Below are 19,456 nucleotides of genomic sequence, written 5' to 3'. Positions count from 1 at the left end.
ACGGTGACCCGCATCCTCGTCGTCGACGACGACCCGCAGATCCTGCGGGCGCTGCGGATCAACCTGCGGGCCCGGGAGTACGACGTGGAGGTGGCGGCCGACGGCGCGAGCGCGCTCAAGGCCGCCGCCGCCCACGCCCCCGACCTGGTCGTGCTCGACCTCGGCCTGCCCGATCTGGACGGCGCCGAGGTCATCCGCGGCCTGCGGGGCTGGACCACCGTGCCGATCATCGTGCTGTCCGGGCGGGCCGAGGGCGCCGACAAGGTGGCCGCCCTCGACGCCGGCGCCGACGACTACGTGACCAAGCCGTTCGGGGTGGACGAGCTGCTGGCCCGCATCCGGGCCGTCACCCGCCGCGCGCACCCCTCGGACACTGCCTCGGGCCCGATCACCCTCGGCAAGTTCACCGTCGACCTGGCCGGCCACACGATCACGCCCGAGCTGCGGCTCACCCCGACCGAGTGGCAGCTGCTCGAACAGCTGCTGCGCAACCCGGGGAAGCTGATCACCCAGCGCAGCCTGCTGCACGACGTGTGGGGCCCGCAGTACGCCACCGAGACCAACTACCTGCGCCAGTACATGGCCCGGCTGCGCCGCAAGCTCGAGGACGACCCGGCCCGGCCGCGGCACCTGATCACGGAACCAGGGATGGGGTACCGCTTTCAGCCCTGACCGGGGCCGGCGCCGGGTTCGGGTCGACCTGGCGGCCCGAAAGCAGGTCGTCGAAGACGCACTCGTACGCGGGATCGCCCGGATAGCCGCTGTGCCCGCGCGCCGCCCGCTTGGGCTGCAGCGGATCGTCCTCGATGGTCGCCGGGTCCCGCAGCCGCACGTCCGCGCCGAAGGCCCAGTACTTCGGGTACGGGCAGGCCGACGACGGTTCGCACGGCGTCTCGCAGGCACACCGCACCGAGGGCCCCGCGTCGCCCGGCCGGCCCATCCGCTGCCACAGGTCGATGTCGGGTCCGAAGCCGGACGACGATCCGGGCGCCGCCCACGCCAGCACCGGGCCGCCGAGCGGGTCGGTCCACCGGTAGACGTTGCGCCACCGCCCGTCCAGGCCGTCGTAGACGCCGCGCAGCCGCCGGTAGCCGAAGTACGCCGGGAAGAACCGCGCGTACAGGAACTGCAGTTGAGACCCGTAAGTGATCATGTGCAGCCGGGCCCCGGTCCGTCGCGCCCGTTGCCGGCCGAGGTCGTCGTCCTCGTCCGTACCGCCGGTTCGCGCCTGTTCCTCCAGCACCGCGCACGCGGCCAGGGTGATCACGCTGCCCTGGCTGTGCCCGGACAGCACGACCGCGTCCGCCTCGAACGCCGGCTGGTTGATCAGTTGCGACGCGCGCCCGGCCACGGCCAGCACGGCCCGGCCCCCGTACGGCGGCGGGCACAGCGGATGCCCCTGCCGCGGCCAGAACGACAGCAGGTCCCAGATGATGCCCACGCCCGTCCGCAGGCCCGCCTTGCGCCAGGTGCCCAGGCCCAGCACGGCCAGCCCGGTCGCGCCGAACGACACCACGACCACGCCGAGCTGGCCCAGCGGGCCGTTGGCGTTGCCGGTCAGGGTGGCCGGGGGCCGGGCCGGGGTCAGCAGCAGCCAGCCGCAGCCGATCGCGGTCACGATCACCGCGAGCCCGCCCAGCGTGGCCAGCAGCCCGAGCACGTGGTGGTAGCGGTAGCGGATCAGCGCGACCCGCCACCGCCCGGCCACCCGGGCCCGCGCCCGGTCGAGCCCGTGCTCGGCGCTGTAGTCACCGCACAGCCGGTCCTCGAAGTCGTCCTGCTTCGGCCCGAACACGAACAGGGACAGGATCGTCACCGCGGCCACGGCCCCGACCAGCCATTCCGCCTCGCGTTCGAGCCCGTCCGGGCTGAGCTCGCCCGGCAGCAGCCGCCAGGCCGCGACCGCGAGCCCGGCGCCCAGCCCGGCCAGCAGCCACCACCAGCGGTGGCGCCGGAGCAGCCACGCGGCCATCGGCAGCAGCGAGACGACCAGCACCAGCGCCAGCCCGCCCCAGACCGCGGCCATGATCCAGTAGACGGTCGCCACCTCGATCAGGTGCGGCGACCGCGCCGCGCCTTCCAGCACGGGGTCGCCCAGCGCGCGGGCCGTCCAGAACACCGCGGCCGCGCTCATGCCGAGCCCGATCGTCGCGCCCAGCGAAGCGCCCATCCAGCCCACCAGCCCGCCGAAGAACGGCCGGAACGGCTTGGGCACGTCCCGCAGGTGCTTGCCGCCGGCGTCGGTGGCCAGCACCAGGGTCACCGCCAGCAGGGCCAGCAGCGCCAGCCCGAGCAGCAGGCCGACCCCGTTGGCGAAGGCGGCGAAGTAGGCGCCCGCACCGCGCGGCCCGGCCGGGCGCACGTGGTCCAGACCGACCGCGGCCAGGGCGACGGCGGCGAACGCGGCGGCGACGGTGGCGTACCGCGTGACCAGGATCGAGAAGCCGAGTTCGGTGGTGTCGTGCCCGTCGGACGGGACGACCGCCGGGCGGCCCTCCTCGGCGGCGGCGGGCGCCGGCGGGTGGTCGTCATTCTTGCGGCGGCGAGGCTTGGGCTCGGGTGCGGCCACGACGACGTAGAAGGCCTTGCCGAGGCCGGCGATCAGGCCGGCCGCCACCAGCACGCACAGCCCGGTGAACCACAGGTTGAGGCCGGCCCACTGGCGGACGTCCCCCAGCATCGCGAGCGCGAGCAGCCCGGCCACCGCGCAGCCGGCCAGGACGTGCGCTGCGCGTTGCGACGAGGTCGACTGCGGGCCGCGCCAGAAGCCGGGGTCGCCGATGTCGCCGTTGCGGCCCGGACGTTCGGCCCGCGGCCGGCCCGGCGGCTCGGCCTCGTACGTCAGCCGGTCGAACTGCCAGAAGATGGCCAGCACAACCAGGGGCAGCACGGTCGCCACGACCAGCCGCGCCCCCGGTGAGCGCCGGCCGAACCATTCGAGCAGCCAGAAGTCGCCCTCGCAGGCCCCGGGCGCACACTGCCTGGCCAGCACGCTCCAGGCCAGGTAGCAGGTGGTGACGACCATGATCACGGTCATCAGCAGGCCGAGCACGCGCACCACGGCGTCCGCGAACCGGTCCCGGCGGCGCCGGGCGTCCGGCCTGAGCAGGGCGAACCGGGCCACGTTGACCAGCGCGAAGGGCAGCAGCAGGAGCCACAGCGCCCGCGACGGCGAGCCCGCGGTGTACCGGCCCCAGTGGTAGCCCTCGACCACCCGATCGGGCGGGGTGTCATGCGTACGCCGGAAAATGCGCCCGTCGTCGTCGCCCGCCACCTGGGCCGGCCACGGATCGTCCAGCATCGACTCGATCGGCGTGCCGCTCACGCCGTGCACGCGAAGTTCCACGACCATAGGTGACGACTATCCGCGCGCTCACGGCCACGGCAGTCAGCTGTCTTACACGAGCCACGATCAGGGTAGGAGCCGCCCATGACCACGTTCGTTCTCGTCCCGGGGGCCTGGCACGGCGGCTGGTGGTACGAACCGCTGGCGGCCGAGCTCGAGAAGCGGGGACACCAGGCGGAATCGGTGACGCTGGCCGGGCTGTGGCCCGACGACGACCTCACCCGCCGGCCGGTCAACCTGACCGCGCACGTCGATCAGCTCGACACGCTGGTCGAAGATCTGACAGCGGGCGGCGGGTTGGTGGTGCTGGTCGGGCACAGCTACGGCGGTCAGGTGATCAACGAGGTGGCCGACCGCAACCCGGCCCGGGTCAGCGCGCTCGTGCACCTCGACACCGACATCCTCGAGGACGGCGAGTCGTGCTGGGACGTCACCACCGAGGAGAACCGGAAGTACTTCCTGGAATCGGTCGGCGCCGACGGTCTCGGCCTGGCCCCCATGCCGTTCTTCGACGAGCGGGCCCGGCCGCACCCGTTCGCCACGCTGCTGCAGAAGACCCGGCTGACCGGCGCCTGGAAGTCGGTGCCGGTCAAGCGGTACGCGGCGGCCCTCGAGACGCCGGGCGGGCTGCAGGCGCCGGTCGCGATGGACCGCGTCCGCAACGACCCGGACTGGCACTACGTCGAGTGGCCGACCACCCACAACGTCCTGCGCGACGGCCCGGAGCGCGTGCTGGGGCTGCTAAGCGACCTGTGACGGTAGTGTTCGGGCGTGCCACCCGAGACGATCGAGCAGACCTCCACGCTCGTGTACTTCGGCGACGACGCCTTCGCCTACGCGGGGCGGCACCGGCACGAAGGCCTCATGCGGGTGCACACGCACAGCTTCGTCGAGATCGCGATCGTCTCCGAGGGCAAGGCCGTGCACCACAGCCTCAGCGGCCGCCAGCCGATCACCGTGGGCGACACGATCCTGCTGCGGCCCGGCGTGTGGCACGGCTACGAGGACTGTCACGGCCTGGAGGTCTACAACTTCTGCTTCTCGGCCGAGCTGCTGCGCCAGGAACTGGGCTGGACCAGGGACGATCCCCTGCTGGGGCATCTGCTCTCGCAGGGCCCGTACGTCGAACGGCGCCGCGGCATCCTGACCACCCACCTCGGCCCGGCCGAGCGCGCCCAGTGCTTCGCCCACCTGGACGCACTCGCCGAGCTGCGCACGCAGCCGCAACACCTGCACCGCACCGACATGATCGCCCGGGTCGTGCTGGCGCTGGGCTGCGTGGCCCGCGCGGTCGGCGACGGCGTGCCGGCCGAACCGGTGCACCCGGCCGTGCTCGAGGTGATGCGGCGCATCGAGGCCGACCCGGCCCGCAATTGGACGCTGACCGACCTGGCCGACGGCCTGCACCTGGCTCCCGGCTACCTGGTCCGGCTGTTCAAGTCGGTGACCGGGCTGCCGCCGATGGCCTTCCTGTCGCGCCACCGCGTGGAGCTGGCGGCCGAGATGCTGCTGCACTCCGACCGTACGGTCCGGGCCATCGCCGAGCGGGTGGGCTGGCCCGACCAGAACTACTTCGCCCGGCGGTTCCGCGCGCACTACGGGCTGACGGCCACCGAATACCGGACGCGGTTCACGCGCGGGATCGATCTGGGCGCGGTCCGGCGGTCGTCACACTGACCGCGTACGGGTCTCCCCCGCTGACGATCTCGCCGGCGTACCGCAGCCCGAGGCGCGCCATGACGGCCCGCGAGCTCGCGTTGTGCCGCAACGTGCACGAGACGACGGCCTTCGCCTTCAAGACCTCGAACGCGTACGCCAGTCCGGCCCGGCCGATCTCGGTGGCATAGCCCTGCCGGCGGAACTTCCCGCGTACGGCCCACCCGAGCTCGAGCCAGTCGGCGTGCGCGCGACAGGGGCGCTCGCTGCCGTGCACGGCCCGCACCCACGGCTCGTCCGGCAGGAACGCGTACAGCTGCCCCCAGTCGTCGTCCACGGGCGTCCGCGACAGCCCGCCCCGCCCGACGACTTCGCCGCTGTCCCGCTCGTAGGCGATCCACTTGTGCACCCCGTGCCGCCGCCACGAGTCCCCCATGTCCCGGGCCGACTGCTCGATTTCCGCGTACGCCGGTTTCGCGCCGCCGTACCAGGGCCACACGGCGTCGTCGCCCATGACCAGCCACAGGTCGCTCGCGCGGTCGGCATCCACCGGTTCGAGCCGGAGCCGCTCGGTGAACCGGGTGCCGCTCATGCGGCTTCCGTCCGCGACCGGAAGAACGAGGTGTCGCCGCAGCCGGAGGTCTCTCGCATGGCGACGGCCACGTCGCGCACCAGGTCGTGCACGGCGTGGCCGTAGCGGGCGGGCAGGTCGTACAGGTTCTCGTGGTGGGCGTCCGGCTCGTGATGGAACACGCTGGAAGCCTAGGCGGCGGCCTCTTCGAGGACCGCCTCGGCGCGTTCCGGGGTGCCCTCGGCCAGGCCCTGGTCGATCGAGCGGCGGGCGGCCAGCCACATGGCGACGCCGGCCAGGAAGACCAGGCCCTCGGTGACGGTCAAGGCCCAGATGATGCCGGTCAGGCCGAACAGGTGGTTGCCGAGCAGCACGATCGGGATGAACAGGATGCCCTGGGCCATCGACATGACGATCGCCGGCCTGGCCCGGCCGGTCGCCTGGAACAGCGAGGTGATCAGGCCGGCGAAGCCGTTGGCCACGGTGGCCACGAGTTGGGCGACGAGGATGGTGACGCCGATGGTCAGCACCGCGTGGTCACCCGAGAAGGCCGAGAGCACCTGCTCGCGGAACAGGAACACCGAGCCGCAGAAGACCAGCATGACGCCGCCGACAGTGATGGCCGACGCCCGCAGCGCCGAGTTCAGGCGGGCCCGGTCGCCCTTGCCGTACGAGTAGGCCAGCAGCGGCAGCACGCCCATCGTCACGCCCATGATCAGGAACTCGGGCACCTGGGCGATGCGGACCGCGACACCCATGGCCGCCAGCGGGCCGTCACCGTACGCGGCGGCCAGGTTGTTCAGCACCAGGACGGTGACGATCATGAAGGCGGACTGCAGCAGTTCCCCGACGCCGACACCGAAGACCGGCTTGACCACGTCGGCCCGCAGGGTGAACCAGCGCGGCGCCAGGCTGACCGACTCGCTGCGCTGCAGCCAGTACGCGAAGTAGGCGACGGTGACCAGATTGGCCAGGCCGGTGCCGAGCGCGGCGCCGGCCACACCCCAGTGGAAGACCAGGATGAACACGACGTCGAAGACGACATTGGCCACGGTGGAGAGAATCAGCCCGTTCATGGCCTGCCGGGCGGCGCCCTCGGCCCGCACGATCTGCTCGAGGCAGAAGGCGGCGGCGAGCACCGGCACGAAAGCGAGCATGACCGCGACGTACTCGCGGGTGGCCGACACCGCCGCGGTGTCGGCGCCGAGCAGCGTCACGAGCGGGTGCAGCAGGAGCAACCCGGCCCCGCCGACGACGGCGCCGGTGATCACCGAGCCCCAGACGGCGAACGACGACACCTGCTTGATCTCGGCCGCCCGGGCCGGGTCGTGCTCGGCCGCGCCGAGCAGCCGCGAGATGAGCGCCCCGCCGCCCACCCCGAACACGCCGCCGACGGCCATGACCAGGCCGAGCAGCGGGGTGCCGAAGGTGACCGCGGCCAGCAGCGCGGTGTCGTGCTGGGAGCCGAGGAAGCCGGCGTTGATGACGTTGTAGACGGCGCCGACGATCATCGCGGCGGCCATCGGCACGCACAGGTGCACGAGGGCGCGGGCGATCGGCGCGGTGGAGAGATACCAGCGGTTGGAGCCGGGAGCTTCTACGGTGGCGGCGCTCATGACCGCTCCTTTCGACAGATTTCGGGCACGATGAAGGGCGCGACGGGGTGCCGTCACGTTTCGAGCAGGGCTGAGGGCGCGACGGCGCCGGCCGTCACGTGGTGCAGCGGTGAGTGCGGTGAGCTGCTAGCGGGTCGGTTGCGGCAGCTCCGCGGTGATCTTCTGAAGCAAGGCTTGGAGGGTGGCGCGCTCGGTCTCGTCGAGCGGCGCGAGGATCGTCTCGTCGGCGGCGGCCATGGCGACGTCGAACCCGGCCACCAGGTCCTGCCCGGCCGGTGTCGCGAAGACGCGCTTCACGCGCTCGTTGCCCGGCTCGGACCGTCGTTCCACCAGACCGCGCCGCTCGAGCCCCTGCAGAAGGCTCGAGACGCTGGCCGCGCTGGTGCGGGTCATCTGCGCGATGTCGCGCTGGATGGCACCCGGGTTCTGCCCCAGGTAGCCGAGCACGAAGCTCTGCTCGAAGCTGAGCTCACGCTCACGCACCCATTCCTCGGCCGCTTTGCGCTGGGCCCAGCCGATCCAGCGGATCAGTTGGAGCGAGGTGGTGAGGTCGGGTGCGTCCATACTCAGAACTCTAACTGTTAGAGCTCTAACCGTCAACGCCCAAACTGTCGGCCATCCGGGCGACGAAGCGGGCGCCGGCCGGGGTCAGGCGCTCCCCCGAGCGCAGGAAGCTGATCGCCTCGGCCGCCCGGTCGCGACATCGGCGGTACGGCTCGGGCCGGCCCCGCCGCCGCCAGACATCAGCCACGGCCAGATCCGCGTAGGCACGCTGAAGCACCTCCTCGACCGCCCGGGGCCCGCCCACCGCGCCGTCGGGCACCAGGTCGATCAGGTCGAGCACCGCGCCCAGCTTCATGTGCTGGAACTCCCGGACCAGCAGCACGGCCACCTCGGCCGGATCGTCCGACCGGGCCAGCCCGACCGCCCCGAACGCGTGCCGCGAGGTGGCGCCGCGCGGCGTGCCGTCCGGTGCGGGCGCCAGCGGGACCACCGCGCGCAGCCCCTGCCGCAGGCCTTCGAGTTGCCCGGGCGCGTCGGCCGCGAGCCGGTTCCAGGCTTGCCCCAGCACGGTCGACCAGCCGTCGGCGGCCGCCGCATCGAGGCGTTCGGGGGCGGCGTGCAGTAGCCGGTCGCGGTAGGGGTCGGCGTCCTCGAGCAGGATCCGGGCGCCACCGACGGTGACCCACCGAGCCGCGTTCCAGCCTCGGGCCGCGCCGGGCACCTGGGCCCGTCCGCCCGGCCAGCGCAGCCGGATCGACCCCGGCCCGGCGACCACGGTGACCTCGGCCGCCGGCGCCGGGAAGTACCCGACCGTCGGCAGGTGGATGCGCCCGCCGTGGGCCCGGACCAGCACCTCGGCCTCGATGCCGGCCCGCACCGCGACCGCCGCCGCGATGGCCGCCGCCCAGTCCGGATCGCAGTCGCCACCGCCGCCGTCCAGGCAGCTGACGGCCCACGACCGTACGAAGGGATGTCGCAGGACTTCGTCGAAGACACCGGGCGCGCGCTGCTCCAGCCCGGCCAGCAACGCCCCGCCGGCCGCCGTCTCGCCCGCCACCTCGCCGACCAGCGCGCGGTTGACGGCCAGTTCGGCGTCCGCCAGCAACGCGACCGCCGCGGCGTCGCCGTGCCCGCGGCCCAGATCGTCGAAGACCTCGGCCGGAAGAGCGCCGAGGTCGCCCGCGATCACCGGCCCGGCGACGAGAGATCCCGGGATCGCTGGAGCCCGATGATCCGGCGCACGATGGTCGCCGAGGCGGCCCGGCCGATCCGGTCGATGGGGCTGCGGCGCGCCTCGTCGAGCGGAGGCGGAGCGGGTGGTCTCACGGGCAGCGGCACGACACATCCCCCAGATCCCCGGGTGTCAGGCATCTGGAAGCATAGACAACACTCTCAGGTCATGTCACGGCCACGTTCAGTGGCGGCTGGGCCCCAGCACGCGATAGACGGTCGTCTTTTCCAGGACGCGCGGTTCCTCGACGTCGCCGTCGCACAGCAGGGCCACCGGCTGGCGGGGCAGCCCCGAGACGTTGTCCGGCATCCAGCCGACGACCAGCCAGATCTTGTCGCCGGCCGGGCTGCCGCCGAGCTCGCGCAGATAGAGCGGAAAGTGCTGCGGGATCACGCCTACCGACGCTACAGCTTCTCCCTGGTCCCGCGGCGCTGGTTGACGACTTCGACGGGCGGGTCGACCGGCTGTTCGCCAGCGGCGATCCGGTCGAACAGGGCCACGTCGACCTCCTCGTCGGGCCCGGGCATCGGCCCCCAGACATCCCACGGCAGCGTCTCGACCCCGGCCAGGGCGCCCCGGTCGAGGATCACCGAGCCGGCCACGAACCACTGCCCGCGCAGGTCCGGGTCGCCGCTGAAGCCGAAGCTGTGCGGGTCGGCCTGCCCGGACCGGATGAGCTGCCACGCCTCGGAGCCGGTCAGGAACCCGCCGTCGGGGATGTCGAGCGGGTCGAAGCCGAGCTTCAGGGCTTCGCGTTGCAGCTCGTCGATCTGCGGGTCGGCCCGCCGCCAGCGGTCGCCCTCGCGCAGCTCGACGATCCAGTGGTCCTCGTGGAAGCCGGGCAGGAAGTAGGTGGCGAAGCCGGCCCGGGCCCGCGCGTCGATCCCATGCGCGCGCAACATCGCGACGGTCGCCACCGAGAAGCTGCGGCACATCGTCGGCACCCGATCGGCCGGGTCGCGAGCCTCACCGAGCGGCCGGACGCCCGCGGCGTCCAGCAGGTCGGCCGTACGGCGTAATTGCGCGGTGTCCGGGTCGTCGACCTTCACCCCGTACCGGTCGGCCCAGGCCTCGTGGATGAACAGGCCCTGCACGACGGAGACGATCGAGGCGAGGTCGCCCGGCAGCCCGGCCACCGCGCCCGCGTGATGTCCGAGATCGGTCATGGTTGATGGCGTCATGCCCTCACTGTGGCGGCTGACACTGTGTGAGGGTCAAGCCCGCCGGCGAATCTTGACCGTGTTGTCGGAGCGCTGGTGGACCACGCCGTCGATCACGTGCTCGCGCGGGTGCACCTCGGCCACGAGCACTTCCCAGCCGTCATCGAGGTGCAGACGCTCGATCACGGTTTCCGGCCCGGGCAGCTCGGGCGCGTTCTCGTGCTCGGGCCGGTGGACTGGTCCCGTGTCCATGTGCCCCTCGATCAGCAGGATGCCGCCAGGCGCCACGGCGGCCGCCGCCTGGCGCAGGATGCTCTCCCGGTCGAACTCGCCCCAGAAGTGCAGGAACTGCGCGCTGACCAGGTCGTAGCGGCCCTCGGGGAAGTCGGTGAGCAGGTCGTGCTTGCGCCAGTCGACGCTGACCCCGGCCTCGTCGGCGTGCTCCTGCGCCCGCGACAGAGCCACCCCGGAGATGTCCACCGCGGTCACCCGCCAGCCCCGGCGAGCCAGCCAGATCGCGTCGCCGCCCTCACCGCACCCCAGATCGAGGGCCGTGCCCGGCGGCAGCTCGCCCACCTCGCGCACCAGCACCACGTTCGGGTCCCCGCTCCAGATGCGGGTGTTCTCGCTGTAGCGGGCGTCCCACGCTTGTTCGTCGCTCATGCGGCCAGCCTGCGCCCCGACCGCGAAATTCGCCTACGAAGTTTGCGGTAACAGCAAACTCAGGGGCACAACTCCCGGGCGACCGCCACCGACCAGGGCTGGTCGTCGACGGGCGGCAGGGCGACCCGCACCGTACGGTCATCGACCCGCACATCGAGGCCGTCGCGCGAGGCCGGCAGCGGGTCGCAGGTGAGCCGCCCGGCCACGGTGAGCTGGGCGGTCGAGCCGGGATCGAGCGGGATCACCTTGCCTCCCCCGGCGACCACATCGTCGTAGGAGGGAGAAGAACCGGCCGCGAAACCGGGCAGCACGGCCAGGGCGAGACGCGCGAAACCTTTGTCGTCGAACGCGTTGGCCGCCCGCACATGCACCAGGGCGCCGCCGTTGTTGCGCAGGTCGAACTGCAGGACGAAATCCTTGGTCTCCTGGGCGTAGGTGCCGCCGCTGGATTCGCCGAAACCGACATCCGCGGCCTCACCGACCGGCGCCGGCTCAGCCGGCGGATCCTGCCGCAGCACACGGAAAGCCACCACGATCGCCAGGATCACCACCAGCGCGCCGACGATCACCCAGCCCCGCCGCCGGGACCGCTGCGTCACATCCATGCCCATCAGCGTGGGCCGGGGTGTCAACCCGCGCGGCGGCGGGCGCGGCGCGCGGCGAGTTCGTCGCCGGCCGCGGGTTCGGGGTCGGCGCCGACCGGCACCGGGCCACCCGCGGGCTCGGCCGGCAGGTGGGACAGCGAACCCTGGATCTCTTTGAACGCGCCGCCGATGGCGATGCCGAACACGCCCTGGCCGCCCTGCAGCAGGTCGACGACCTCTTCCGGCGAGCGGCACTCGTACACCGTGGTGCCGTCGGAGATCAGCGTGATGCCGGCCAGGTCTTCCACCCCGCGCGAACGCAGCGTCTCGATCGCCCGGCGAATATTCTGCAGCGACACACCGGCGTCCAGCAGGCGCTTGACGACCTTGAGCACCACCAGGTCGCGGAACGAGTAGAGCCGCTGGGTGCCCGAGCCCGACGCGTCCCGGATGCTCGGCACCACCAGCGTCGTGCGGGCCCAGTAGTCGAGCTGGCGGTAGCTGATGCCGACCGCCTGGCACGCCGTCACCCCGCGATACCCGACCGAGCCGTCCTCGCCGACGAGGGGGCCATCTTGATGTTCAAGGGGCTGCTCGTGCACGCGACCACCTCCCCGCTGCGCGGTGCCGCCGCTTCACCTGGACTTCACGAGCGTATATCTCAGCGCCCGCGGAAACAGAGAAGTAACGTGGCGACACGCCGCGCGGGAGCGAGGCAACTGTCGATCAACTAGGTGGTTTCTGGCTGCTTCTGATCAGACGAGAAGATCGACAGCGAAGATCAGCCGGCGAAGTCTTCCGGGCGCACCTGGTCGAGGAACTCGCGGAACTTCTCGACCTCGTCCTCCTGCTCGTCGGGGATGACGATGCCGGCCTCGGTCAGCACCTGCTCGGCGCACCGGATCGGCGCCCCCACCCGCAACGCCAGGGCGATCGAGTCGCTCGGGCGGGCCGAGACCCGCACGTCCTCGCCGATCAGCAGGTCGGCGTAGAAGACGTTGTCCTTCAGCTCGGTGATCTCGACCGCGGTCAGCGGCGCCTCGAGCGCCGTCAGGATGTCGCGCAGCAGATCGTGGGTCAGCGGCCGGGCCGGCTTGACGCCCTGCTGCTCGTACGCGATGGCGGTCGCCTCGACGGCGCCGATCCAGATGGGCAGGTAACGATCGCCGTCCACCTCTCGCAGCAGGACGATCGGCTGGTTGCTGGGCAGCTCCACCCGAACTCCGACCACGCTCAGCTCGCGCACAGCCCTGCCTCCGTGTCGTACTCGCCCCGCCTTGGACCCTCACCTGCACGTTACACGCACGGCGAGAGCTTCAACCCTCGCGGCATACCCCCGAAAAGCGCCTCAACGCCCGAGTTCGCCGCGCAATCCGGCCCGCACCAGGGCGGCGTGCAGACGCTGCGACAACGCCTGCAGTTCGCGGGCGGTCTCGTTGGCCCGGGCCCGCGCGGCCGGGTCGCTCTGCCGCACCAGCGGCGCCAGCAACTGCGTGAACAGGCCGACCTCACGATCCGAGGCGGCCCGGAAGCCGCGCAGATGGCGCAGCTCCAGTCCGTACTTCGTCAGGCCGACCACAGCCTCGACGATGACCACCGCGTCGCCGTCGTACCAGCCCGGGGGACGCGCGGTGACCAGGCCCATCCGCTCGAGCTCGTCGAGCAGCTCGGCCGGGGCGCCGGTGCGTTCCATCACATCCTCCCGGGGGACCCGGGTGTCGGACGGATCGGCCACCTTCTCGCCGCCCACGGCGACCAGAGCCGGGCGGCTGGGCGCCACCGGCTCCGACTCCATCTGTTCCAGCTGCTCGCGGATCACCCGCAGCGGCAGGTACTGATCGCGTTGCGCGGTCAGCACGAACCGCAGGCGGGCGATGTCGTTCCACGAGTACTTGCGGTACCCGGAGGCGGTGCGCTGGGGATCGACCAGGCCTTCCGCCTCCAGGAAGCGCAGCTTGGAGATGGTGGTGTCGGGGAACTCGGTGCGCAGATGGGCCAGGACCTCCCCGATGCTCATCAGCGCAGCCTCACGCTGACCCTGAGGGCGGGACGCCCCCGGGTCGCGCGCCGCGGCCCCCGACGAATTCACTGCTAGCTGCCCTCTCCCTCGGGCCGCGGGCCGGCGATGAAGACCAGCCGGAACTTGCCGATCTGGACCTCGTCGCCGTTGCTGAGCGTGGCCGCCTCGACCCGCTCGCGGTTGACGTACGTGCCGTTCAGCGAGCCCACGTCGCGCACCGTGAAGGTGCCGCCGTCGCGGTGGAACTCGGCGTGGCGGCGGGACACCGTCACGTCGTCGAGGAAGATGTCACTGTCGGGGTGCCGTCCACTGGTCGTCACGTCGTGGTCGAGCAGGAAGCGGGCGCCCGCGTTGGGACCCCGGCGCACCACCAGCAGCGCCATCCCGGGCGGGAGCGAGCCGGACATGCGGCTCGGCACCACGTCGGTGTCGGGACCCTCGAGCACCTCGTCGAGGGCGCCGAGGTTCAGCGTGGACGTGACGTCGAGTGGGGGGAACTCGTCGTCTGGGCGCGTCATGGACCACCTCGCGGATCAGTTGGTCGTCGCCTCGCGGCACGGGTCTCCCCCGCCGCAGCCGGAAGGCTTGGACGCACGACTATCGGTTTTTCACAGACATAACAACGTTGTGCCCCGCGAGCCTAGTCAGCGCCAATATCGCGGGGCAACCGGACACACTGACTTGCGTCAGCTCTCCGTCAAAGCTTTGTATGCGTTCGCGTCGAGCAGTTGGCCGACAGCGCCCGGATCCGCCGGCGCGATCTCGACCAGCCATCCGGCCGCATAGGGCTCGGCGTTGATGAGTTCCGGCTCGTCGCCCAGCGAGGCGTTCTTCGACACGATCGTGCCGGAGATCGGCGCGTACAGCTCGGAGACGCTCTTGGTCGACTCGACCTCGCCGAACGTCTCGCCCGCCGTCACCTCGGTGCCCTCGTCGGGCAGGTCGACGAAGACGATGTCGCCGAGCGCGTCCTGCGCGTAGTGGGTGATACCCACGCGCACGGGCCCGCTGCCGTCTCCGGCCACCCACTCGTGTTCAGCCGTGTACCGCAGGTCCTCAGGAATCACGCGTACTCTCCCGTATTTTCATCAATCCCCGGCGCGCCTTTCAGGACGCCGGCCGTGCGTATCGCAATGTCGTGGCGGCGCGTACCGCGGTCACCTCGACCAAGGTCCTTTGTTCCAATGTCACGCTACCGCCGCCGGAGTTCACCGACGCCACCACCCCGCCGGGGATCTGCAACGCGGTCTGCATGACCTGAGGCACCCCGATCACGGTGAGCAGATAGGGACCGGTGATCCGTTCCCCGTCCACGATCACGCCGCCGCCCTCGGCGTCGACGAAATAGCTCGACGCCACAATTCGCACCGCTTTGTTCTCGGCCCCGGCGATCTGCATGACTTCCCCGCCGGCCCCGCGCAACTCCTGAACTGTGTTCAAGATCGCCGACGCCTTCACGCCGTCGATCTGGATCCGCAGCCCCGGGCCGCGCCCCGCGACCGTACCGGCCAGCAATCCCAGCTCGTCGGCGCGCTTCTCGGCCTCGGCCAGCGCCGCCTGCCGCCCCGCCACACCCGAAGTGAGCTGGCGCTGGCTGGTCTCGAGGGCGCTGATCTCGCTCTGCAGGCGGCTGTCGCGCGCCTCGAGATCGCTCAGGATGCGCACCAGGTCTTCCTGCCGGGCGCTGGCCAGTCCCTCGTCGCCGTCGTTGCTGCGCAGCTGCACGACCAGCGTGAACCCGAACAACGCGAGCAGAGCCAGAATCAGCAGGCCGGCCGGACTGGCCTGTCTTCCCCGGAGCGACAGAAGACCCGACTTGGCTTGCGGCGACGGGACTCGGTCCGGCTCCTTTTCAGGTACGACTTCTGCCGGCTCAGCCGTGGGCGGTGCGTCAGTGGTCGGAGCGGCACCCGCTGCTGCGTCCATCGGCGCACCGACGTGTTGCTCGTCGGCCTCGGCCTCGGCCGGCGTCACCGGTTCGGGTGACGGCACGGACAACCGCCTGGTCGGCCCGTCGAGGTCGATGGTGGCCGGGTCGCGTAGGGCCTTCCGCGGCGTCTCCACCGTCGGCCCCTCGCCGCTCAGCAGCTGCGTGACCTCGTCGGCCTCGTTCTCGACCGGCGCCGGCTTGCGGCCCGCGGTCGGCATCCCCTGCTCGGGGTCGTTCTGGCGGTCCTTGTCGTGGTCGGTCATCGGGTCACCGCCGCTCACGCCCGGAACAGGTGGCGGCGGATGGCCGCCACGTTGCCGAAGATACGCACGCCGAGCACCACGACCACGCCGGTGGACAGCTGCGTGCCCACCCCGAGCTGGTCGCCGAGATAGACGATCAGGGCCGCCACCAGGACGTTCGAGATGAACGAGACGACGAACTGCTTGTCGTCGAAGATGCCGTCGAGCTTGGCCCGCACCCCGCCGAACACCGCGTCCAGCGCCGCCACCACCGCGATCGGCAGGTAGGGCGCCAGTTCCGGCGGCACGGTGGGGTGGAACACGATGCCCAGGGCGACACCGGCGATCAGGGCAAGTACGGCGATCATCGGCCGCCTTCCGACGATGAGCGGGACGGCGTGGCGGGGGTCGCCGCCGAGCCGGAGACAAAGGTGGACGGCGGTGGCGTGGACGGCTGGGCAACCCGCAGCTTGAGCTCGGTCGCCGCCTCCAGCCGCAGGTCGTCGGCCTTCCGAGCGTCGAACGACATCCCGTACTTGGCCGACAGCTGATCGAAGAACCGCCCCGCGTAGCCGTCGTGGAAGTCCTTCGCGAGGTCTTCCGGCCCGATGGCGGTCACCTCGTACGGCGTGGTGACCGGGCTCAGGTCGACCAGGATCGCCTCGCCGGCCTGCCGGATCGTCGACGTCGCGGTCAGCCGCTGCCCGTTGACCGCGACGGCCTCGGCCCCCAGCGACCACAGCGCGTTGGCCGCCAGCTGCAGGTCGGAGTCCTTGACCCGGGCCGCCGTGTTGCGCTCGCCGGTGACCGGGTTGATCGGCGTGGGCCCGTCGCCCACCGTGATCTTCGCGCCCGATCCGCTGACCGGCGCCAGTCCCGTCGCGGCCTCCGAGTCCTGCAGTTTGCGGGCCGCCGCGCCGCCGAGCTCCCGGTCGCGCAGCTGCGACACCTCGTCGGCCAGCCGGTCGGCGCGCCGCTGCAGGTCGTTGGTGGTCTCCCGCCGGTTCTTGACCTGGTCGATCAGCTCGGCCCGGGCGGTGGTGCGGGCCGGCTCGTCGGCCACCGTCTGCTGATAGGCCACCACCAGCAGGAAGCCGAGCACCACGAGGGCCACCGCCAGCGACGCGCTGCGCAGCATCTTGGGGGTGCCGGTGGGCTCGCCCTCCCGCTGCTTACGGGCCGCCGCGTCGGCGTAGCCCGGGTCGAGCGGATTGCGGAACAGCTCGGTGAGGAAGTCCGGCGCGAACACCCGCTTCGGCGGCTGCTCCGGGTCCGGGCTTTCAGCCGCAGCCGGCTGGGCGCCGTCCGCATCGCCCGGCGTTCCGGCTGCAGCCTCGTGGGCGCCGGCCCGGTCGGCGGACGAATCGGGCGTACCACTCATCAGGCCGCCGCCGCCCGCGAAGCGCGAAGAAGCCGGCTGGCCTGCAGGAGGTAAAGGACGCCCGCCGCCCAGTACAGCCCGAGCGCCCACCAGGCGAGCCCCCAGCCCAGCGGCCCCGCCCACGAGTCGATCGACGGCACGGCCCGGGCCAGCAGAATCACCGGGAACGCCGCGAGCAGCACAAAGGTGCCGGTCTTACCCACGTAGTGCACCGGCGGCGGCCCGTACCCGTTGCGCCGCAGCACCAGCAACGCGATCCCCAGCACCAGCTCCCGAAGCAGAAGAGCCCCGGTCAGCCAGTACGGAACCACGCCCCGCACGGTGAACCCGATGAGCGTGGCGAGGATGTAGAGCCGGTCCGCGAACGGGTCGAGCAGCTCCCCGAGCCGGCTGACCGAGTTCATCCGCCGAGCCACGAACCCGTCGACCCAGTCGGTGGTGCCCCCGACAGCCAGCACGATCACCGCGGCCACGTCGTGCTCCGGCCCCAGCAGCAGGTAAAGGAAAAGCGGAACGCCCAGCAGCCGGATGAAGCTGATGACGTTAGGAATGGTCCAGATCCGGTTGGAAGGGGCGGAGATCGTCGACGGCGCAGGCTGCTGCGACATCACTACTTCCTCTCCCCCTAGAACACCGGGCGCCCCGGCGACACCCCGGCGAACGGCACAGCCCTGCCCGGATGCATGCGTCCCCCGACGCCCGGACCCCCGACCGGCCACTCGCCGAGCAACTATAACGAGCCCCAGATCCCCCGTCGCGAACCCGTCACGTGTCGCACATCCCGTCCGCCATCCTAGGAACCTAGCTCATACCCCTGCACCTCCGCCGCCGTCCCGCTTCGCCCCAGCGACAGAGCCACCGTCCACGCCACCGCAGACCACCGGGTGGTTCCTTTTCGAGACCACCAACAGCCAAAGGCGCGACCTGACTTCAAGTGAGCGCCGGGCCACCAGATCAGGAGTCCGGCGCCGTGCCAGTCCCGCGAGCCCCGCGCGCGAGCCGTCGCACAAGCCCGACGCAGGAGCCATTGCGCAAGCCCGACACGGGAGCCATTGCGCGGGCCGATACGGGAGACGTCGCACGGGCCGACACGGGAGGCGTCGCACGGGCCGACACGGAAAACAGTGTGCGAGCAAATCGCAGCCCGACGCCGCAACACCCGTTCCGCGCTGCCACACAGTGCCGTTTCCGCAGCGCCATGCCTGTCGGCGCCTTGGTATGCACCGCCGAGCTGCCCCGACAATCAGCCCCGACCAACCGACAGCCTTTGCTGGCGCCGCCCCGTCCGCGACGAGGCCGCTGGACATCCCGCCGAACTCTGCATCGCGGCGTTCATCGCGGCCGCAGCCCGACGACCGGCTCGTCGGTCGTCCAGGCATTCCCGGTCTTTTGATCTTGCGAGACACCCGCCGGGCCATCCACAGCCCCCGCCGACCTCGGGGCGTGGGGCAGGACGTTACGTGATCCGGCTGAGTGCGCCCACGGTTGTCCACAGGCCGGCCCCGGCGGATCGGCGGCGTGCGTCGGCAGCCATCCACAGGACCGGACCCCTCGACTCCCCACGAGCCCGCCGACACGACGGATCGAGGATCTGCGGACGCACGCCGCCCACGGCATCGGTCCTCCCACGAACCACCGACCCAGCGAATCGCAGAGTCCCGGTAGCGGCTGCACTTGGCATCTGACCCTCGCTGATCCCCCCGAGCCCGATGGCCTGGCGAACCGAGTGCCTGCGGCAAAGCCACCCACAGCGTCGGACGCCCACCCCCAAGCCCGCCGACCCCGACGGATCAGGAAGCTGCGGCGGTATTCGGCTCGCCGAATCGGATCGGTGCGACAGCCGACGGAGGTTTTAAGGGCGGCGGATCGTCCAGGTGGGGTGGGCCGGGTCGTCGTTGTGGATGACGGCGTCGGCGCGGCTGGCGGGGTCGACGGTGTCCAGGTAGTGCTGCTGCGACGGGTGGTAGCGGTGCCGGAAGCGCCGCTCGACGACGGCCACGGAGCCGTACTCGGCCTGGTCGCGGATCTTGGCTCGGGCCAGGGTCACCTCGAAAGTGGTAGACACCAGCAGGCGCAGGTCCCAGTGGTTGTTCAGTTCCGGGCGCATCAGGAAGACGCCGTCGAACAGCAGCACCGCGTCGGGGTGGGCGGTCTGCCACGGCGGGTTGAGGGGGACGTCGGTGACGCGGTCACGGATTGTCGGCTGGTAGCGCAGGTCACCGCCGGGGCCGAGCGGGTTCAGCAGCACGCGGTGCAGGGCTTCGAAGTCGAAGGAGTCGTGGTAGTTGCTCTCGATCGTGAACTCGCCGCGGCGGTAGCGCTCGGCCCGGGGCCGCAGGAAGTTGTCGATCGAGGTCTGGATCACGGGGCGGCCGCGGGCTCGCAGCACCACGGCTAGTTCGTCGGCCAGGGTGGTCTTGCCCGAGGCGGGTCGGCCGTCGATTGCGACCCGGATGGGGTGCGGCGGCTCCACCAAGGCGACGAGGTCGGCCAGGTCGGTGAGCAGTTTCTCGCGGGAGCCGCTGATCATGCCGAAAAGTGTGCCAACGGTT

General features: G+C 71.6%; 24 protein-coding genes. 3 read left to right on the top strand and 21 right to left on the bottom strand.

Annotation, left to right across the window (positions count from 1 at the left end; all coding sequences use genetic code 11):
* Positions 1-3: 3 nt before the first annotated feature.
* A complete protein-coding gene (locus OWR29_RS44590) occupies positions 4-672 on the top strand; it encodes a response regulator (RefSeq protein WP_267569709.1) in 669 nt (222 codons plus the stop codon).
* On the opposite strand, the gene OWR29_RS44585 is transcribed toward OWR29_RS44590, so the two are convergent.
* Positions 635-3,346, bottom strand: coding sequence for a hypothetical protein (locus OWR29_RS44585; protein ID WP_267569708.1), 2,712 nt, complete (start codon positions 3,344-3,346; stop codon positions 635-637). The two genes, OWR29_RS44590 and OWR29_RS44585, sit on opposite strands and share 38 nt — an antisense overlap.
* Positions 3,347-3,430: 84 nt before the next feature.
* On the opposite strand from OWR29_RS44585, the gene OWR29_RS44580 reads away from it, so the two are divergent.
* Both OWR29_RS44580 and OWR29_RS44575 read left to right on the top strand, forming a co-directional pair.
* The gene (locus OWR29_RS44580; protein ID WP_267569707.1) at positions 3,431-4,102 is read left to right on the top strand and encodes an alpha/beta hydrolase; all 672 of its coding nucleotides are present in this window, start codon (positions 3,431-3,433) and stop codon (positions 4,100-4,102) included.
* A 15-nt stretch (positions 4,103-4,117) separates the two neighbouring features.
* Positions 4,118-5,023 (top strand): helix-turn-helix transcriptional regulator, encoded by a 906-nt coding sequence (locus tag OWR29_RS44575; protein WP_267569706.1) that lies wholly within the window; start codon positions 4,118-4,120, stop codon positions 5,021-5,023.
* On the opposite strand, the gene OWR29_RS44570 is transcribed toward OWR29_RS44575, so the two are convergent.
* The 20 genes from OWR29_RS44570 to OWR29_RS44475 form a co-directional block, all read right to left on the bottom strand.
* Positions 4,977-5,594: a GNAT family N-acetyltransferase gene (locus OWR29_RS44570; protein WP_267569705.1), complete on the bottom strand. Its 618-nt coding sequence runs from the start codon at positions 5,592-5,594 to the stop codon at positions 4,977-4,979. The genes OWR29_RS44575 and OWR29_RS44570 overlap by 47 nt on opposite strands.
* Positions 5,591-5,755, bottom strand: a complete 165-nt coding sequence (locus OWR29_RS44565; RefSeq protein ID WP_267569704.1) for an HIT family protein — start codon at positions 5,753-5,755, stop codon at positions 5,591-5,593. Before OWR29_RS44565 ends, OWR29_RS44570 begins: the two co-directional genes overlap by 4 nt.
* A gap of 9 nt (positions 5,756-5,764) precedes the next feature.
* Positions 5,765-7,189, bottom strand: a complete 1,425-nt coding sequence (locus OWR29_RS44560) for an MATE family efflux transporter (RefSeq protein WP_267569703.1) — start codon at positions 7,187-7,189, stop codon at positions 5,765-5,767.
* A gap of 126 nt (positions 7,190-7,315) precedes the next feature.
* On the bottom strand, positions 7,316-7,753 hold the full coding sequence (locus tag OWR29_RS44555; RefSeq protein WP_267569702.1) for a MarR family winged helix-turn-helix transcriptional regulator: 438 nt from the start codon (positions 7,751-7,753) through the stop codon (positions 7,316-7,318).
* Between the two features lie 25 nt (positions 7,754-7,778).
* Positions 7,779-8,882: an aKG-HExxH-type peptide beta-hydroxylase gene (locus OWR29_RS44550; RefSeq protein ID WP_267569701.1), complete on the bottom strand. Its 1,104-nt coding sequence runs from the start codon at positions 8,880-8,882 to the stop codon at positions 7,779-7,781.
* Complete coding sequence (locus tag OWR29_RS44545; protein WP_267569700.1) at positions 8,879-9,031, bottom strand: hypothetical protein; 153 nt, start codon at positions 9,029-9,031, stop codon at positions 8,879-8,881. Before OWR29_RS44545 ends, OWR29_RS44550 begins: the two co-directional genes overlap by 4 nt.
* Positions 9,032-9,107: 76 nt before the next feature.
* Entirely contained in the window at positions 9,108-9,317 is a 210-nt protein-coding gene (locus tag OWR29_RS44540; protein ID WP_267569698.1) for a hypothetical protein, read from the bottom strand.
* Positions 9,318-9,328: 11 nt separating this feature from the next.
* On the bottom strand, positions 9,329-10,105 hold the full coding sequence (locus OWR29_RS44535) for a transglutaminase domain-containing protein (RefSeq protein ID WP_267569697.1): 777 nt from the start codon (positions 10,103-10,105) through the stop codon (positions 9,329-9,331).
* A gap of 33 nt (positions 10,106-10,138) precedes the next feature.
* Positions 10,139-10,747 (bottom strand): class I SAM-dependent methyltransferase, encoded by a 609-nt coding sequence (locus OWR29_RS44530; protein WP_267569696.1) that lies wholly within the window; start codon positions 10,745-10,747, stop codon positions 10,139-10,141.
* A gap of 59 nt (positions 10,748-10,806) precedes the next feature.
* Positions 10,807-11,352, bottom strand: coding sequence for a hypothetical protein (locus OWR29_RS44525; protein WP_267569695.1), 546 nt, complete (start codon positions 11,350-11,352; stop codon positions 10,807-10,809).
* Positions 11,353-11,375: 23 nt separating this feature from the next.
* A complete protein-coding gene (locus OWR29_RS44520) occupies positions 11,376-11,933 on the bottom strand; it encodes a MerR family transcriptional regulator (RefSeq protein ID WP_267569694.1) in 558 nt (185 codons plus the stop codon).
* A gap of 179 nt (positions 11,934-12,112) precedes the next feature.
* The gene (locus OWR29_RS44515; RefSeq protein WP_221377409.1) at positions 12,113-12,577 is read right to left on the bottom strand and encodes a bifunctional nuclease family protein; all 465 of its coding nucleotides are present in this window, start codon (positions 12,575-12,577) and stop codon (positions 12,113-12,115) included.
* Between the two features lie 102 nt (positions 12,578-12,679).
* Complete coding sequence (ftsR, locus tag OWR29_RS44510) at positions 12,680-13,348, bottom strand: transcriptional regulator FtsR (protein WP_267569693.1); 669 nt, start codon at positions 13,346-13,348, stop codon at positions 12,680-12,682.
* Positions 13,349-13,422: 74 nt separating this feature from the next.
* Complete coding sequence (gene odhI, locus OWR29_RS44505) at positions 13,423-13,869, bottom strand: oxoglutarate dehydrogenase inhibitor Odhl (protein ID WP_202994510.1); 447 nt, start codon at positions 13,867-13,869, stop codon at positions 13,423-13,425.
* Between the two features lie 168 nt (positions 13,870-14,037).
* Positions 14,038-14,418 (bottom strand): glycine cleavage system protein GcvH, encoded by a 381-nt coding sequence (gene gcvH, locus OWR29_RS44500; RefSeq protein ID WP_267569692.1) that lies wholly within the window; start codon positions 14,416-14,418, stop codon positions 14,038-14,040.
* A 40-nt stretch (positions 14,419-14,458) separates the two neighbouring features.
* Positions 14,459-15,544, bottom strand: coding sequence for a DUF881 domain-containing protein (locus tag OWR29_RS44495; protein ID WP_267569691.1), 1,086 nt, complete (start codon positions 15,542-15,544; stop codon positions 14,459-14,461).
* Between the two features lie 14 nt (positions 15,545-15,558).
* Positions 15,559-15,891 (bottom strand): small basic family protein, encoded by a 333-nt coding sequence (locus tag OWR29_RS44490; RefSeq protein ID WP_221377406.1) that lies wholly within the window; start codon positions 15,889-15,891, stop codon positions 15,559-15,561.
* Entirely contained in the window at positions 15,888-16,904 is a 1,017-nt protein-coding gene (locus OWR29_RS44485) for a DUF881 domain-containing protein (protein WP_267569690.1), read from the bottom strand. Before OWR29_RS44485 ends, OWR29_RS44490 begins: the two co-directional genes overlap by 4 nt.
* Entirely contained in the window at positions 16,904-17,512 is a 609-nt protein-coding gene (gene clsA / locus OWR29_RS44480) for a cardiolipin synthase ClsA (RefSeq protein WP_267569689.1), read from the bottom strand. The genes OWR29_RS44485 and clsA overlap by 1 nt, the downstream gene beginning before the upstream one ends.
* A gap of 1,244 nt (positions 17,513-18,756) precedes the next feature.
* Positions 18,757-19,434, bottom strand: a complete 678-nt coding sequence (locus OWR29_RS44475; RefSeq protein ID WP_267569688.1) for a nucleoside/nucleotide kinase family protein — start codon at positions 19,432-19,434, stop codon at positions 18,757-18,759.
* Between the last annotated feature and the right edge of the window lie 22 nt (positions 19,435-19,456).

This window comes from Paractinoplanes pyxinae (genome assembly GCF_026626335.1).
Lineage (GTDB): Bacteria > Actinomycetota > Actinomycetes > Mycobacteriales > Micromonosporaceae > Actinoplanes > Actinoplanes pyxinae.
Note: the sequence above shows the minus strand (reverse complement) of the source record. Positions and strands in the feature narration are given on the sequence as shown.